Annotated in this window: 20 protein-coding genes and 2 pseudogenes; 17 read left to right on the top strand and 5 right to left on the bottom strand. The window is 34.4% G+C overall.

Going from position 1 to position 15,784, the window contains the following annotated elements; genetic code table 11:
• Window positions 1–302 precede the first annotated feature (302 nt).
• The 15 genes and pseudogenes from QUF93_RS15710 to QUF93_RS15640 form a co-directional block, all read left to right on the top strand.
• On the top strand, window positions 303–590 hold the full coding sequence (locus QUF93_RS15710) for a hypothetical protein (protein ID WP_289375704.1): 288 nt from the start codon (window positions 303–305) through the stop codon (window positions 588–590).
• A 240-nt stretch (window positions 591–830) separates the two neighbouring features.
• Window positions 831–2,900 carry a HelD family protein gene (locus tag QUF93_RS15705; RefSeq protein ID WP_289375702.1) on the top strand — a complete coding sequence of 690 codons (2,070 nt, stop codon included), beginning with the start codon at window positions 831–833 and terminating at the stop codon, window positions 2,898–2,900.
• An 89-nt stretch (window positions 2,901–2,989) separates the two neighbouring features.
• Entirely contained in the window at window positions 2,990–3,322 is a 333-nt protein-coding gene (locus QUF93_RS15700; RefSeq protein WP_289375701.1) for a DUF952 domain-containing protein, read from the top strand.
• Window positions 3,323–3,492: 170 nt separating this feature from the next.
• Window positions 3,493–3,840 (top strand): PadR family transcriptional regulator, encoded by a 348-nt coding sequence (locus QUF93_RS15695; RefSeq protein ID WP_289359381.1) that lies wholly within the window; start codon window positions 3,493–3,495, stop codon window positions 3,838–3,840.
• Window positions 3,827–4,828, top strand: a complete 1,002-nt coding sequence (locus QUF93_RS15690) for an HAAS signaling domain-containing protein (protein ID WP_289375699.1) — start codon at window positions 3,827–3,829, stop codon at window positions 4,826–4,828. The genes QUF93_RS15695 and QUF93_RS15690 overlap by 14 nt, the downstream gene beginning before the upstream one ends.
• Window positions 4,829–4,908: 80 nt before the next feature.
• Window positions 4,909–5,421 carry a GNAT family N-acetyltransferase gene (locus QUF93_RS15685; protein ID WP_002110294.1) on the top strand — a complete coding sequence of 171 codons (513 nt, stop codon included), beginning with the start codon at window positions 4,909–4,911 and terminating at the stop codon, window positions 5,419–5,421.
• 175 nt (window positions 5,422–5,596) lie between these two features.
• Window positions 5,597–5,797, top strand: a pseudogene (locus QUF93_RS15680) (serine hydrolase); the annotation flags it as partial.
• Window positions 5,794–6,165, top strand: coding sequence for a hypothetical protein (locus QUF93_RS15675; RefSeq protein WP_289375696.1), 372 nt, complete (start codon window positions 5,794–5,796; stop codon window positions 6,163–6,165). The pseudogene QUF93_RS15680 and the gene QUF93_RS15675, both read left to right, overlap by 4 nt.
• Before the next feature lie 32 nt (window positions 6,166–6,197).
• Window positions 6,198–6,614, top strand: coding sequence for a GNAT family N-acetyltransferase (locus tag QUF93_RS15670; protein ID WP_002119968.1), 417 nt, complete (start codon window positions 6,198–6,200; stop codon window positions 6,612–6,614).
• Window positions 6,615–6,650: 36 nt separating this feature from the next.
• Window positions 6,651–7,055 carry a GNAT family N-acetyltransferase gene (locus QUF93_RS15665; RefSeq protein ID WP_289375694.1) on the top strand — a complete coding sequence of 135 codons (405 nt, stop codon included), beginning with the start codon at window positions 6,651–6,653 and terminating at the stop codon, window positions 7,053–7,055.
• A gap of 15 nt (window positions 7,056–7,070) precedes the next feature.
• Entirely contained in the window at window positions 7,071–7,424 is a 354-nt protein-coding gene (locus QUF93_RS15660) for an MmcQ/YjbR family DNA-binding protein (protein ID WP_133059347.1), read from the top strand.
• Between the two features lie 92 nt (window positions 7,425–7,516).
• Complete coding sequence (locus QUF93_RS15655) at window positions 7,517–7,903, top strand: ribosomal maturation YjgA family protein (RefSeq protein ID WP_289375692.1); 387 nt, start codon at window positions 7,517–7,519, stop codon at window positions 7,901–7,903.
• 23 nt (window positions 7,904–7,926) lie between these two features.
• Entirely contained in the window at window positions 7,927–8,433 is a 507-nt protein-coding gene (locus QUF93_RS15650) for a DNA topology modulation protein (RefSeq protein ID WP_289375691.1), read from the top strand.
• Between the two features lie 53 nt (window positions 8,434–8,486).
• Window positions 8,487–9,164 (top strand): formylglycine-generating enzyme family protein, encoded by a 678-nt coding sequence (locus tag QUF93_RS15645; protein WP_002119957.1) that lies wholly within the window; start codon window positions 8,487–8,489, stop codon window positions 9,162–9,164.
• Between the two features lie 80 nt (window positions 9,165–9,244).
• A pseudogene (locus QUF93_RS15640) lies at window positions 9,245–9,439 on the top strand (glycosyltransferase); the annotation flags it as partial.
• Window positions 9,440–9,603: 164 nt separating this feature from the next.
• Here QUF93_RS15640 and QUF93_RS15635 read toward each other — a convergent pair.
• From QUF93_RS15635 to QUF93_RS15620, 4 genes are all read right to left on the bottom strand, one after another.
• The gene (locus tag QUF93_RS15635) at window positions 9,604–11,430 is read right to left on the bottom strand and encodes an alpha/beta fold hydrolase (RefSeq protein WP_289375689.1); all 1,827 of its coding nucleotides are present in this window, start codon (window positions 11,428–11,430) and stop codon (window positions 9,604–9,606) included.
• 59 nt (window positions 11,431–11,489) lie between these two features.
• Complete coding sequence (locus QUF93_RS15630; protein ID WP_033711866.1) at window positions 11,490–12,074, bottom strand: TetR/AcrR family transcriptional regulator; 585 nt, start codon at window positions 12,072–12,074, stop codon at window positions 11,490–11,492.
• 287 nt (window positions 12,075–12,361) lie between these two features.
• Entirely contained in the window at window positions 12,362–13,030 is a 669-nt protein-coding gene (gene rpiA / locus QUF93_RS15625; protein ID WP_289375687.1) for a ribose 5-phosphate isomerase A, read from the bottom strand.
• A gap of 4 nt (window positions 13,031–13,034) precedes the next feature.
• On the bottom strand, window positions 13,035–13,355 hold the full coding sequence (locus QUF93_RS15620) for a 2Fe-2S iron-sulfur cluster-binding protein (RefSeq protein ID WP_002119949.1): 321 nt from the start codon (window positions 13,353–13,355) through the stop codon (window positions 13,035–13,037).
• A 143-nt stretch (window positions 13,356–13,498) separates the two neighbouring features.
• Between QUF93_RS15620 and QUF93_RS15615 the strand changes: the two genes are divergently transcribed.
• A complete protein-coding gene (locus tag QUF93_RS15615; protein WP_002119948.1) occupies window positions 13,499–14,185 on the top strand; it encodes an RNA polymerase subunit sigma-70 in 687 nt (228 codons plus the stop codon).
• A gap of 21 nt (window positions 14,186–14,206) precedes the next feature.
• Window positions 14,207–14,788, top strand: coding sequence for an ATP-dependent Clp endopeptidase proteolytic subunit ClpP (clpP, locus tag QUF93_RS15610; RefSeq protein ID WP_002119947.1), 582 nt, complete (start codon window positions 14,207–14,209; stop codon window positions 14,786–14,788).
• Window positions 14,789–14,841: 53 nt separating this feature from the next.
• Here clpP and QUF93_RS15605 read toward each other — a convergent pair whose 3' ends face one another.
• Window positions 14,842–15,699 carry a glycine betaine ABC transporter substrate-binding protein gene (locus QUF93_RS15605; protein WP_289375684.1) on the bottom strand — a complete coding sequence of 286 codons (858 nt, stop codon included), beginning with the start codon at window positions 15,697–15,699 and terminating at the stop codon, window positions 14,842–14,844.
• Window positions 15,700–15,784 lie beyond the last annotated feature (85 nt).

Raw genomic sequence — 15,784 nt, 5'->3', positions numbered from 1 at the left:
ACTCCAAATTATTAGGCGGCATATATCATTGTATGTCTTTAAAAACTAATACTAGTTCATTTGAAATCGATAAATTTATATTAAAAACGCCATCCTTTTTGTGTATTTCTATAAAAAGAATAGCGTTTTTTTCGTTATATGGATACAAATTTACATTATCTTGATAATAGTAATAGGCGAGAATCTATTATGTTTAACCAATAATAAAATGACACAATTGACAAAACATACATCGGTGTTATAATGATACATTGTTATCAAGGTAACAAAATAACGTTTTTTTACATTAAGGATGTGAAATTATGAAACAAAATAATGAACAAATAAATGAAAAAAACACAAAAATTAAAGTTGAACGTGTGCAAACTGGTATTAGGATGGAAAAAAGAATGGTAAAAGTTTTGAAAGCGATGGCAGAATATCATGATATTTCGCTAGGCGTTCTTCTTGAAAGAATCGTTCTACATTCTTTTGAAAATAAACCTGTGTTTAGCGATGAAAGTCTTGAAAAAGTTAAAGCTATAAAAGAAGTTTACGATATGGATTATGGCCTAAAAATAAGTCGTCAGTGGAATGATTCGGATAACTAGAATGTTTTTTTCACATACAGTACCATCTAGATTTTTTGTAAGTAATCTATGAAGTGAAGGGAATAAAGAGAAAGAAAATTTTGTTTAAGGATACTTCAAAATCTTAGATAAAGAAGCATGCTTTTTTGTGTTTTTCTTTATTTCGGAAAATTCCCACTAAAACTATTGACTTTGTGAATGGATTTTTAATACAATTGTATCTCGACTGAAAAATTAGAACGGACAGGAGGGAATCATCAAATGAACAACATTTTTGAAGAAGAGTTACAAAAAATGAAAGATATTTTATGTACGATGGATGAGCAATTAGAGCAACTTGAAAAAATCCCGGTTTATTATGGAGAAGATTTTAAAGAGCAAATTCTTGAAAGTATGAGGGAGTCTAATAGACAAAACTTACGTATTGGTGTGCAAGAGCCGTACTTTGGAAGATTAGACTTCCAGGAGGATGGCAAAGAAGATGTTATGCCGATTTACATCGGTAAAGTAGGTGTTTCAGATAAAGATACGATGAAACCGATGGTTATTGATTGGCGAGCACCTGTCGCAAGTATGTTTTATTCATTTACCGGTGGAGAAGAATTAGCGTTTTATCATTCACCAGACGGGTTAGTAGAAGGTGATGTTTATTTAAAAAGAAATATTTCCATTCGAAAAAGAGAGCTTGAACGTGTTGTTGATACATATGTGAAAGGAAATGAAGATGTATCGCATGCTGATGATTTTCTTCTATATCGATTAGGTGAGAATAAAGATAATAAATTGAAAGATATCGTTTCGACTATACAATCGGAGCAAAATGATATTATTCGTGCGGAAAGAAACTTACCATTATTAATTCAAGGGGTTGCGGGAAGCGGAAAAACAACGATCGCTTTACATCGCCTTGCTTTTTTAATTTATGAATACCGTGAACAACTAGAGGCGGAGAGAATGATTGTATTTGCTCCAAACAGTTTGTTTTTAGACTATATTTCGAGTGTACTTCCTGAATTAGGTGTAGGCAATATTAGTCAAACAACGTTTCCAGATTGGGCATTACGTACGTTAGATGGTTCGGTGAAACTGAAGCAGACAGAAGAAAAATTGAAAGAAGCTTTTTCAATTAATCGTGATGAAAAAAAGGTTATGCTCGGTAAATTAAAAGGAACGCTGGAGTTTAAGTCGTTTATTGAAGAGAGAATGGTTCAATTTGAAAAAGATTTATTACCGACAAAAGATTTTGAGGCGTGGGATAAAGCAGTTATTCCAGTGGAAGACGTTAAAAAATGGATGCAAGTTGAATATAAACATTATCCATTAAAGAAAAGAAGAGAACGTTTAGTCGGCCGTATGAAGCGCTGGATTGAAATTGAACTTAAAAAGTTTGGAGAAACAAACGAGAAAAAGTTACTAAAAAAAGAAGCGACAAAGAGATTGAACACATATATGAATTTTTGGCCGAAAATGAGCCCACTTTCACTATACAGTTCAATGTTGAAAAGTAAAGAAATACTCGACGTATTACCTGAAGAATTAGTGCAAGAAACAGATAAGAATTGTCGTAAAAAAGAAGTGTATGGAGAAGATTTACCAGCTCTAATTTACATACATCATCGAATAACTGGAATTGAAATCGGACAGAAGTTTCATCACGTCGTTATTGATGAAGCGCAGGACTTCTCACCATTCCAAGTGTATGTACTAAAAGAAATTACACTAGGTAATTCTTTTACTATATTAGGTGATTTATCGCAAGCAATTTATGATTATCAAGGAATTGAAGACTGGAATGCCTTTAAGGAAGTCTTTCAAGAAACAGGTTATTATGAACTGACGAGAAGTTATCGTTCGACAAAAGAAATTATTGAATTTGCGAATGAAATAATTAAAAATGCAGAAATTCCTGTAGGGCTTGCTACACCTGTTTTCCGTAGTGGTGAAGAAGTAAAGGTAATTCATGCAGAGGAGCAATTTACTGAAGTTTTGAAGACATTACAGCATTTGCAAAATGAAGATGTGAAAACAATCGCGGTAATTGGAAGAACAGATGATGAATGCCGTGATATATATGAGAAGTTAACAAATGCAGGGTTGACTGTTAATGTCATTGAAGCAGATCAAAGTAAATACGAGGGTGGTATTTCGGTAGTGCCTGTCTACTTAGCAAAAGGTTTAGAATTTGATGCAGTACTTCTAATCGACGTTGATGAGGAGCATTACAAAAATACAAAACATGATGCGAAGTTATTGTATGTCGGATGTACAAGGTCGCTGCATGATTTATGGCTTTTCTATAGTGGGGAAGTATCTCCGTTAATTAAGAGATAAAAATATATAACAAAAACAAGAGGTTTTTCTAGTAATGAACAGAAGACCTCTTGTTTTTCTATATAAAGATATGGGGGGAGAAAATGATAATGATTACAAAAGTAATAACAAAAAGAAATTGGGAAATCGCGAAAAATATTGGAGAGATTAATGAAGCCTCATTTAAAGAAGAGGGATTTATTCATTGTTCATTATTAGACCAAGCTTTAAAAGTTGCTCAAAAACATTTCAATCATGAAAAAGATGTTTTATTACTTACAATAGATCCATCTCTTGTAAAAGCAGAAATAAAATATGAACTTGCTTCAAACGGTCAAGAATACCCGCATGTATATGGAGTAATCAATGTTGAGGCGATTGTAGAGGTTGTCCCATTTTCTAAAGAAAAAGGAGAGTTTATATTACCAGAGATACAAAGTTAAGCGTGTTATAGATATTTAAGTTGGCTAGAAAAGCACAAATCATATAGTTTGTGCTTTTAATTATGTATTTTTTTGGTAAATAATCATTGTTTTTGTCACAATAATACTGTATGATACATAGTATAAAACATATACTGTATGACATATAGTAATGGAAATGAGGTGAATAAATGGATGCTTTATTAAATTCGTTAATTACTGAGCTAAGAAGAGGGACATTAACATTAGCGGTTTTAAGCCAATTAAGAACGCCGCAGTATGGATATTCACTGGTCCAATTATTGGAGCAATCAGGAATCATGATTGATCAAAGTACTTTATATCCACTACTTCGCCGATTAGAAAAGCAAGAGCTAGTGACGAGTAGTTGGGATAAAACTGAGAGTAGACCTCGTAAGTATTATGTTTTAAGTGAATATGGATTAGAGATATTTTTACAATTGAAAAAGGAATGGATAAAGGATTCGAAAGAACTTTATAACTTATTAAAGGAGGAGGACGAGAATGAGTTTGATTGATATTTACGTCCATGAAGTTGCGAAGAGATTACCTGAAAAAAATCGTGAAGATATTACACTTGAACTACGGTCAACAATAGAGGATATGTTACCTGACGATTATAATGAGGAAGATGTGAAGAGCGTACTCGAAAAATTGGGAAGTCCAGTTTCTTTGGCTAATGGGTATTTGGATAGACCGATGCATTTAATTGGACCACGTTATTTTGATGTATATACGACGTTATTAAAAATGATTATACCAATTGCAGCTGTTATTGCACTCATTTCAATGGTTGCAGAAAATTTTATAGGCTATAATGGTGATCAAGCGGTATTAAATGTTATTTTACAATTGATAGGTAAAGGCATTGGGGAAATTTTCGAAGTGAGCCTCCATGTATTTTTCTGGTTGACACTTGTATTTGCTGTTATAGAAAGAACTGATAAAGAAAAGGATCCACACCCATTAACAACAAGTTTAAAAAAATGGACGCCAGATGATTTGAAAAATATCTCGTATATTCCGAAGAAAAAGGAAATCTCAAAGTTTGAAGTTTTTGGAGGTTTAATGTGGACGGCAATATGGGCTACACTTTACTTTTATGCGAATCATCTTGTAGGCGTATATCATGGTACGGAAAACGGATTGAAGTTTGTCGCGCCAACGTTTAATCAAGATGTTTTACTTCAATACTGGCCGATCGTTGTAATTATGATCGTTTTCGAAATAGGTATATCTCTTTATAAGTTAGTACAAGGACAATGGACGCAAAAATTGGCAATTGGAAATGCGATTCTTCAAGTAGTCGGAACAATCATATTCATTGTAATTGTAGTAAATCCACATTTATTTAACGAAGGATTTATTACGTATTTGGCAAATGCATTTACTATTTCCCCAGAGGAATTTAAAACGTGGTTAATCGGTGGTGGAATTTTCATTTATATACTGTCTGCTGCAATAAATATATTTGATGGTTTCCGAAAAGCTAGAGTTCGTATATAGAAATGAGTCTGAAATTTCTGTAAGATAAAAGTGATAAAAGGATAGTTAAAGAAGATAAGCATTATGAAAGGAAGAACACAATGATAAGGGAAGCAACGAAAAAAGATTTAACATCTATTTTAGATATTTATAATGATGCGATACTTTATACAACAGCTGTATATGCCTATAAACCTGTAACCCTTGAAAATAGAATAGATTGGTATGAACAAAAAAAGGCTGACGCTTATCCAATTTTAGTATATGAACTAGATAATAAAGTAGTAGGCTTTGCGACATTTGGCCCATTTAGAGCTTGGCCTGCTTATAAATATTCAATTGAGCATTCTGTGTATGTGGATAAGGAATATAGAAAATGTGGGATTGGGACTTCTTTAATGAGAGCATTGATTGAAATTGCAAAAGAAAGAGAATATATGACCTTAATTGCTGGAATTGATGCAGAAAATGAGAAAAGTATTGCTTTGCATCAAAACTATGGATTTATTCATGCAGGGACAATAAAAAAAGCAGGTTATAAATTTAATAAGTGGCTAGATTTAGCTTTTTATCAATTGGAGCTTAAAGGTCCCCAAAATCCTACAGAAGAATAGAGATTTTTATTACTGTACAAATAATTCTAAAAAGAAATTGTATGTATTTCAAAAGATAGTATGAAGAAATCTCATGCTATCTTTTTGTATTCACCAACATAATTTAACAAAAAAGGTTTTTTACATTTTATATCGAATTTCGAGAAGATGAAAACATGATACAAAAAGAGGAATGAATATGACAGGTGGATTGCCCATAGCTACAGTAAATATTGGTATAATGAGACTGTTTAATGAATTCCCGTTTTTTTATTTTATTGAGGGAAAAGATTTACCTAATCGATTTGATAATAAAGAGGTTGATAAAACAGTGGTAGAAGCTTTGAGGTGCTTATACAAAGAATATAAAAAAAGTATCGTAGGGGTGAACGATTGAAAAGAAATTTAAAAACTTCAACGATCATCATTTTAATTGTAACAATTATTGCTTTGGAAGTTGGAATCGCACTATACGATCACAATTTGTCATTAGATACAATTTATTTTGCCGCGATTTTTATTTGTATTGTATTGCTTTTTGGCACACGTGTTTCTGAAGAGAGAGAAAATACATTGAAACAGAGACGAAGACAAACAGCTCTTATATTTTGGCCATCTATTTTATTATTAATTGTTAGTTTTGCAGTTATAAGTTATGTAAGAATAGGCTATGTCTCTGTACCAGGGATAATTGGTTTCTCATGCTTTGTTACATATGGTGGATTTGTATTCATTAGTCTATTAAAGAGAAGCAATAAAAATTAAATGTAGCTTACTACGTTGAAAGGAAGAAATATATGAAACGCATAGAGAACGGTACTCGCACTGAAGGCGAATACATAAAAAATAAAGTAATTCAATATAACATGTCCATCTTAACAGATGAAGTAAAGCAACCAATGGAACAAGTAAGTTTCGTAGTGAAAGATGAGGAAGGGAAAATCTTTGGCGGGGTAACAGGAACGATGTATTTTTATCACCTTCATATCGATTTTTTATGGGTAGATGAATCAGTTCGTCATGGTGGATATGGAAGCCAATTATTATATAAAATTGAAGAAATCGCGAAAGAAAAAGGATGTAGACTAATATTACTAGATTCATTTAGTTTCCAAGCACCAGAATTTTATAAAAAGCATGGCTACCGAGAGTATGGTGTCGTTGAAGATCACCCGAAAGGGCATAGTCAGCACTTCTTAGAAAAGAGATTATAATAATATTATGTAAACTAATTGATAGGAGAAAAGAAAATGTACACGTATAAATTACAACATGAACAACCAATCTGTGCAGAAAAAATAAAGAAGCTTTATGATTCTGTCGGTTGGTGGCCAGAAAGAAAAGAAATTGATATTGAAAAAATGTTAAAAAATAGTATAGCAATTGGAGTATGGGAAGAAAATGAATTAATTGGATTTGCTAGAGTTGTTTCTGATGGTGTTTTTCGGGCGTACATAGAAGATGTTGTTGTGCATGAGAGTGTAAGAAATAAAGGTATTGGAGAGAATATGCTTACACTGTTACTTCAAGAGATATCTCATATTGATATTGTTAGTCTATTTTGCGGAGAGAAACTAATAAAGTTTTATGGTGAACAGCAGTTTAAAGCGACGAAGCAAATTGTGATGCATCGCAACCAAATTGTGAAAGAATAAGAGGTGCTAGTAAGAATGAATGCAACGAGAGCATATTGTTTAACGAAAAGAAAAGCGACAGAAGATTCTCCAGATGGTTGGAGTGCAACATGTATGAGATTAAACAATAAAATATTTGCGATAATAAACCATGAAGAAGATGAAAAAGCTGCGATTACATTAAAATGTGATCCAGAACTTGCCTTGCGAATAAGAGAAGATTACCCGGAAACAATTATTCCTGGATATCATATGAATAAAAAACATTGGAATACAGTGTATATACATAAGGATGTAGAACAAGAGCAAATTAATAAAATGATTGATTGGTCGTATGATTTAGTACTACAATCATTTTCAAAGAAAAAGCAGCAAGAGATAATGGATTAAATGCAAAGTGAAGTCGACTATAAATAGCTAGTAAAATGATTATATTTTACTAGCTATTTGCAGTTTTACATTATATATTAGGGGATTTTGAAATGAATACGAAACGAAATAGATTACTATATGCATTGCTTACTATAGTTGTTATTATTGTAGGTCTTAGTTCAAGAAAGTTTGCTTTTGCGTTACCAGATTTGTTAAATGAGTACTTAGGTGATGCTTTATGGGCATTAATGATTTTTACTGGATTCGGATTTTTGTTTCCTAAAATAGAAACGAAGAAACTAGCTTTTATTAGTTTGATATTTTGCTATGGGATTGAAATGAGCCAATTGTACCATGCGGAATGGATAGATAGCATTCGTGCAACGACTTTAGGTGGACTCGTATTAGGTTATGGATTTTTATGGAGTGATTTAGTGGCTTATACAATTGGTGTTGGTGTAGGAATGTTTTGTGAGTTTATGTTACGGAAGAAATAATTGATTTTAAAAAGGAGCCCTTTATGAAAAAAATCATATTAATTGGTTCTGGTGGTTCAGGAAAATCTACATTAGCAAAGCAGTTAGGAAATAAACTAAATATTAAGGTGCATCATCTTGATGCACTATTTTGGAAACCCAATTGGGAAGGTGTTCCGAGAGAGGAACAAAGAACAGTTCAAAATAACTTAATTCAAGATGAGAAGTGGATTATTGATGGGAATTATGGGGGGACAATGGATATAAGACTTAACGCAGCTGACACAATTATTTTTCTTGATATTCATAGAAGGATTTGTGTTTATCGTGCTTTTAAAAGAATTGTACAATATCGAAATCAAACAAGACCGGATATGGGCGCGGGATGTGAAGAAAGGTTTGATTTACAATTTTTTAAATGGATATGGGAATATCCTAAGACGAAAAGACCTGCAATTTTAACAAAACTAGATCAATTAAGTAAGAACAAAAAAGTTATTATTTTAAAATCTCCAAATGAGGTTCAACGATTCTTAACAGAAGTAAGGTAAGGGTTGCTGTATTAGAAATTAAACTATGTTCCATTTTGAAATGGGGGATAATAATGAAAGAAATCATTCGCTCAATTGATTCTTATATGGTGAAAATCCCGGCAGGAGAAATAATATTAAGAGATGATCGAATTAAACAGCAATGGAATGTTCAAATTAAACCATTTCTTCTTGCAAAGTATGTTGTAACGATGGAAACATATTATGCTTTTACGAATAGTACGGCAAATGATTATAAACATAGCAACAAGCCAATTATAAATATGTCATGGAATGATGCAATCGCTTTTTGTAATTTACTTTCAAAAAAAGCAGGATTAAAAGAGTATTATTTTATTAGTGATGGCGGTCAAATGGTTAGTTGTAATTTAGATTCGAACGGCTACAGATTACCTTCTGAAGCTGAGTGGCAATATGCATGTAAAGCAGGGACTACTGGATACATATATGGAGAACTTAATAAGATAGCTTGGTATAATGAAAACTCAGGTGGACAAATTCATGAGGTCGGTAAAAAAGAACCAAACGCATGGGGACTATACGATATGTTGGGTAACGTTTGGGAATGGTGCTATGATTTGTATGATGAAAAAGTGTATGGGTCGTACAGAATTTTTCGTGGCGGTAGTTGGGCTGAAGCTGCTAGAGGTTGCGGCGCTACTTGTCGACGTCGTAGCCATCCTACATTTCATATAGATGATCTTGGTTTTAGGCTCGCGAGGTCAATTTAGCAGGCGAATGAAACAAAGAGTATGGAGAGTATCCATACTCTTAACAATATGGAAATGATTTAACTTAAGGAGTGTATGTAATGGCTAGAGTTTTATTCATTAACGCCGGATCAGAAGGACATATAACTCCAACATTGCAAGTTGTAGAGGAACTGATTTCCCGCGGTGAAGAGGTCGTTTATTTTTCAATAGAAGCTTTCAGGGAGCGTATTGAGAAGACAGGTGCTACTGTTCGAACAATTAACGATCAAAAGTTTTTAAAAGCTTTTATTGCTTAAATTTTTAATCTCCCTGCCATAAGTTCATGCTTGCATGCCCATCAACTTAACCCAAAGTACAAAAACGGTTATTCTTTCTAAACTAAACGAGCATAGTCAGAAAGAATAACCGTTTTTTGTGTTGACAATACATACCTCCATCAATACTATCAAAAGAACCTTTATACTGTTACAACTTGAGAAATCCATTGAGCAGTTAGTTCAGGGGATTCAACAGGAAACTGATGACCGTATTGAATATGTGTAATATCCAAGTGTTCAAACTGCTTTGGGACATGATGATCTTTGTCCAAAGCCCCCCATAGTATCTTAATTTTCCTCTTATCCCATGTCTCGGGATTTAGTTGAATGGATTTTGATATAGTTAAGCAAGACATGACCGTAGCGTTAGTTTTGCGTATGCGGGGGGATTTTAAATCACGAGCGACAGAGTGAGCGTAATTACTCAGTAACTGACTGGCTGTTCTGAAGCTATTGGCTTGAAGTAGCTTTTTTTCCAAACGGGCGGGCTCCATATATTTTAGAACGAAACTTGTAATATGTCGAAATCTATATTTAGGTTGGATAGGATGCAGTACTGGCTGCAACAAAATGAGTTGTTTGATCAGTGAGGGCAGTCGTTCCATCACTTGAGCCGCAATCAATCCGCCAAATGAATGCCCCACTAATATAACGGGTCTGTTCAACTCAGTGATCATAGTGGAAACGCTCTCTACATAGCCTTCTAGCACAGAAGGATTATGGTGATAAGGGGTACGCCCAAATCCAGGTAAATCTATGAACCAAGTATTTAAACTGCTTAAAAATTGTGAGAGGGGCAAAAGGGCATCCGCATTGCTGAACGTACCATGCAGAAAAATAATAGGCGTTTCATTCCTATCTTTCTCTAGCGAAACTAAGTTAGCCCTTCTTCGTTGACTAAAATCTTTTTGCACATTTTGACCCAAGCCTAAATGATTTAACCGATAATCCAAATCGCTAATGATAAAGGGGAGCGTGGAAGGGACTACGAATGAATTGCTGCCGTGCCTTTGTTCTATTTCTAATTTACTGTAAACAGGGAATTCCGACTTAACAAGAAAACTCATGGATTCTTTAGGAATACTGAGCATTTTACCGGCACCCATTTTAAGCACAGTTTTCAATAATGGAAGTGGGATAGTTCCTAATGGCTGTGTTGTCTGCAATTCGTGTGCCATGAGTTGGATGAAATTTCGGATCGACGGACTCTCTTGCTTAGAATCTAAAAGATAGTAGGTATTGCTTGATAACCCTTCTGTATTAGCAAGTTTTGAAATAAACGAAGCCACATGATCAATATGAACCATTGGCAACCAATAATCGTCGCCGCCCGGCACAAGTGGCATAAGATTTCGCCGTACAGCATCAACTAAGATACTAAGGCCTCCAATCTGTTCCGTTTTCCCTGAGAAGGAGTCTCCGACGATTACACTGGGATTAACAGTAGATAAGGGAATGCTCATGTTATGAAGAGATTTTCGTATATAAGAGTCGGCTAAAAATTTCATTTTTTCATAAGGTGGTTGATTGTCAAGCAAATGATCTAGATCCAACAATGCATTTTGTTCATGGTAGGGACTCATAAAACCTACGACATGGATAAAATGCTTTAATTCTTTTACAGCATGGATATCCTGTGCTAGCCGTGCAAGGGATTTTGCAGGGTAGAGAAAAGACTGTTCAGCTTCACTGAGGTTCAGCTCAATATTCATCGGACCTCCTGCATGAATAATCAGATCGGTTTCAAGTAATTGCTTGTAGTTGGCATCACTTAAACCTAATCGAGGCTGCGTTAGATCACCGATAACGGGAACAATGTTGTTCTGTTGATCGGGGGGCAGTTGATTGATGATGGTAAGAAGTCGATTTTTTTGACGTACAAGTGCATAAATCTGATGCTGAGAAGCTAACTTAGCGATTAGATGACGTCCAATATAACCCGTTCCGCCGGTCATGAAGATATTCATAATAAAAGCACTCCTTTATTATTTTATAGTACTAATTAGTACTAATACAACTAAAAATATTACTTTAGCATGGAAGCTAAAGTAGGAAATAAATTTTTGATTATATCTTGGTTGTTAGAAGCTTGAGCCAAGAAGAGAGCACCCTCAATAGAGGAGACAATCAACGAGGCTGTTTCTTTAACAGGCAGCTCTGCCTTTAGTTCTTGCCGTGAAACCCCTTGGGCTAAAATCAATTCAACACCATGCAGCTGTTTTTCAAAAAAACTCTTGATTCTATCTCTAATTTCAGTGGCGTCAATAGGCGTCTGTGTGTACAGAGTCAGGAAAGGACAACCGCCAAGGTAGTTATTTTGTTCAATAGTATCGCTTAAAATGTGGAGTACCGCTTCTAATTTATCCTGAACGGTGAGATCAGTTTGAGATACAATACAATTAATTCGCTGCTCGTAATGTGCTATCAACTGATTAACAATTGCGAGCAGTAGCTCCTCCTTGCTCTTAAAATAATAATAAATGTTCGTTTTTGAAACTTTGCTACGTGCGACTATGTCGTCCATGCTTGTTGCCAGAAAACCTTTAGTAAGAAACAATGTAAAAGCGGATTGCAGTGCAATATCTTTATTGCTAAGTGTATTTTTCTTCATATTAGTACTATACAGTACTATAAATGGAGAGTCAAGGGAATGGATTGATGAAACGCATACACGTATGAAGTATTTAAATAGCCAGCGGGTAGTGGGGCCACGTCCACTCTAAAATGCTAAAGCTTATTAAATAGCAAACAACAACCTTACGCTAGCGCTTAATAACCTGTTAGTGTGCTTCTACTCAGCATCCCCGTGTGACTGGGATAGGGGCTCAATATTAGTGGGATACGACGCTCGGTCTCACCTGGAGTTGACGTGAAGATAATCAAGCTGACTTTTATAAGTCAGCCTTTTAACTCTTTTATGCCGTTTTCTGTTCCAATAATCACTTTACTCGTCATATTAATAAACAATCCTGTTTCAACTACACCAGTAATCATTTTTAATTGATCGTGTAAATTGGCAGGATTAGATATATGATTAGGGAATACACAATCAATAATGATGTTATTGTTATCCGTTATAAAGGTTTCATTATTTTTTAAACGTAATGTTGTTTGACACCCTAAAGATTGAATTTTATTTTCGGTTTGTTTCCATGAAAAAGGTGTGATTTCAACAGGTAGCGGAAATGCACCTAAATGTGTAACGATTTTTGATTCATCAGCAATAATTATTAGTTCTTTAGAGGAGGAGGCAACGATTTTTTCACGAAGTAATGCACCACCGCCGCCTTTTATTAACTGTAAATTTGAATCAATTTCATCAGCTCCATCGATTGTAAGATCCAGAGTTTGTATGTCATTTAAGGAAATTAGCGGGATGTTTAGTTGCTGTGCTAATACTTCAGTTTCTTTTGATGTCGGTACAGCTTGAATGGATAAACCTTCTTGCACACGTTGACCTAATTTTTGTATTATCCAATATACAGTCGAACCCGTACCAAGTCCAATCTTCATTCCATCCTTTACAAAATCAGCAGCGTATTCGCCCGCGAGCTGTTTTAAATTCATCATTTTACTCCGCCGGACGTGGTCCAGCATCAAGACCTGAATTTTCGACTGTAAGTACCGGACGAACGACTATATCTTTATGTACGTGCATTTGACACGATAAGCGTAAATGATCTTCAATTCCTTTTTCCGTAATCGCATTTTTTTCATTTGCGCTTGCTTCCAAGAAATCACCCGCTATAATTTCTACTCTACAAGTTGTGCAACGTGCTTTTCCGCCGCAACGATGGAGAATATGTACACCGTTATCTTCAATAGCTAATACTAACTTTGTTCCTTCTGTCACATCAAAAGTTCCAGCACCTTCAATTGTTAATTTTGGCAAATTTGTTCCTCCTCACGTAAAATTGTACATAACATATTTATGACCGCGAATTATCGAACATAAACATTATTTTTTTATAAGCCCCGTAACTTTTTCGTTTAATTGATCGTTTATTAAGTAAGCGCTGAAAAGGAGTGGTTATTTTGTGCACAAAAGTAACTGGAATTTTAAAGAATCATATCGATATGAATCATTCAAATATAAACTTTTTAACTGAGAACTATGCAGAGTTAAAAAGGTACTGTACATTTTTAACAAAAAACAAGTGGGACGGTGAAGATCTCGCCCAAGAAACAGTTTATAAAGTTCTTCAAAAATACGGTAATAAAGATATTTGTATGACGCTTCTATATAAAATAGCTAGAAATCGTTGGTTAGACCAGATGAAGTCGAAATCAGTTCATGAAAAAATAAAGGAACAAATTACTTTTGAAGAACCACACGAGAAAATTGCTGATTTGCATGAAATGGTAGGGAAAATGTTATTTTCATTAAATGTACAACAATCCGCAATTTTATTATTAAAAGATGTTTTTCAATATAGTATCGCTGATATTGCTAAAGTATGTTCCATATCAGAAGGGGCAGTGAAAGCTTCTTTATTTAGGAGTAGAAATAGGCTGAAAACTGTAAGTGAAGAAGGGATTGAAATAGTGGAGTACACGGATGATATTGAAATCGTTGTAACTTCTATTCGTGAAGAAAGACCTGAATTGTTGACGAAACTTCTCCCAACAATAGATTTCACGAAGTTACCATCAAAACAGCCAGTGTTATTATTCAGTATGAAAAAACCTTCTTCCTACAGTTGTATGCTTTGCGCGGCATAACAATTATTGGAGGGATTAAAAATGAATACAATTCCATACGTTGTAGAACAAACGAAATTAGGAGAGCGTTCCTATGATATATATTCGAGGTTATTAAAAGACCGAATTATTATGATTGGTTCAGAAATTAACGATCAAGTTGCAAGCAGTGTAGTAGCACAATTATTATTTTTAGAAGCAGAAAACGCGGAGAAAGATATATTCTTGTATATTAATAGTCCTGGCGGCTCAACGACAGCAGGATTTGCAATATTAGATACGATGAATCTTATTAAACCAGATGTGCAAACGCTATGTATGGGATTTGCAGCATCATTTGGTGCACTTTTACTATTAGCTGGCGCAAAGGGAAAAAGGTTTGCACTCCCTAATAGTGAAATCATGATTCATCAGCCACTTGGCGGTGTAAAAGGGCAAGCAACAGAAATCGAAATTACGGCAAAAAGAATATTAAAGTTAAAACATGATATTAACAAAATCATATCTGATCGAACAGGGCAGCCAGTAGAAAAGGTAGCTCATGATACAGAAAGAGATTATTTTATGACGGCAGAAGAAGCGAAGGAATATGGAATTGTTGATGCTGTTATTGAGAAAAAATAATGTGAAACAGGCTAGAGAATACGTTGAATTCTCTAGCCTGTTTTTGTTGTTCTTTATTCTTTTATCCATTCATCAACTAAAGGTTGATTCTTTTTAATCCATTTTCGTGCAGCTTCTTCTGGATCTTTCGTTTTATTTAACATGACCATTAACGTACCAAGCTGCTCATCGTTCATTTTCCATTTATCAAAGTATTTCACAATATCCGGATGATCTTTTTCGAAACCTTTACGAACTGAGTAATAAATGTCATCTTTTTCACCATATACTTTCTTAGGGTCTTTTAAATATTTTAAGTCAAATTCTGAAAAGCCCCAATGTGGATTCCAAAGCGTAACAGCGATTGGTTTCTTTTTCGTATATGCTTTTTTTAGTTCGCTCATCATCGCAGCTTCTGAAGATTGGACAAGTTTTAGTTTAATATCATATTCCTTCATTGCTTTATCCGTTAAATTCATAAGGCTACTACCTGGTTCAATCCCAATAATTTTATTATCTAGCTCATCTTTATGTGCATTTAAATCTTCGATGCTGTTTATGTTTTTCATATAAGAAGGGACGACCAAACCAAGACCAGTTCCTTCATACCATTTTGATTTTAAGACAATGTCATCTTTATAACGATTATTTAGCGGTTTATCAGTAACAGGCAGCCATACTTCTAAATTTGCATCGACATCACCACGAGCGACACCAGTCCAAATCGCAGCTTTTTCTAAATACATGAGCTCAACCTTGTAACCTTTTTCTTCTAATAAAACTTTCCACATGTTTGCAGTTGCAATGTTTTCTTTCCAACTTGTTACACCAAGTTTAATTTTTCCTTTCGAATTTGCATTTGTTGCATTACATGAAGTGAAAATCATAGTAATAAATAACGCAAGGCATATAAGCCATATTTTCTTTTTCATCGAAACCCTCCTAAGAAACGTTTGCCTGTTTAAATAAATGTATAAGTAAGCATTCTTATTATGAACGGAAATGAGAATTTTAAAG

The organism is Bacillus hominis (assembly GCF_030348325.1).
GTDB lineage: Bacteria > Bacillota > Bacilli > Bacillales > Bacillaceae_G > Bacillus_A > Bacillus_A hominis.
Note: the sequence above shows the minus strand (reverse complement) of the source record. Positions and strands in the feature narration are given on the sequence as shown.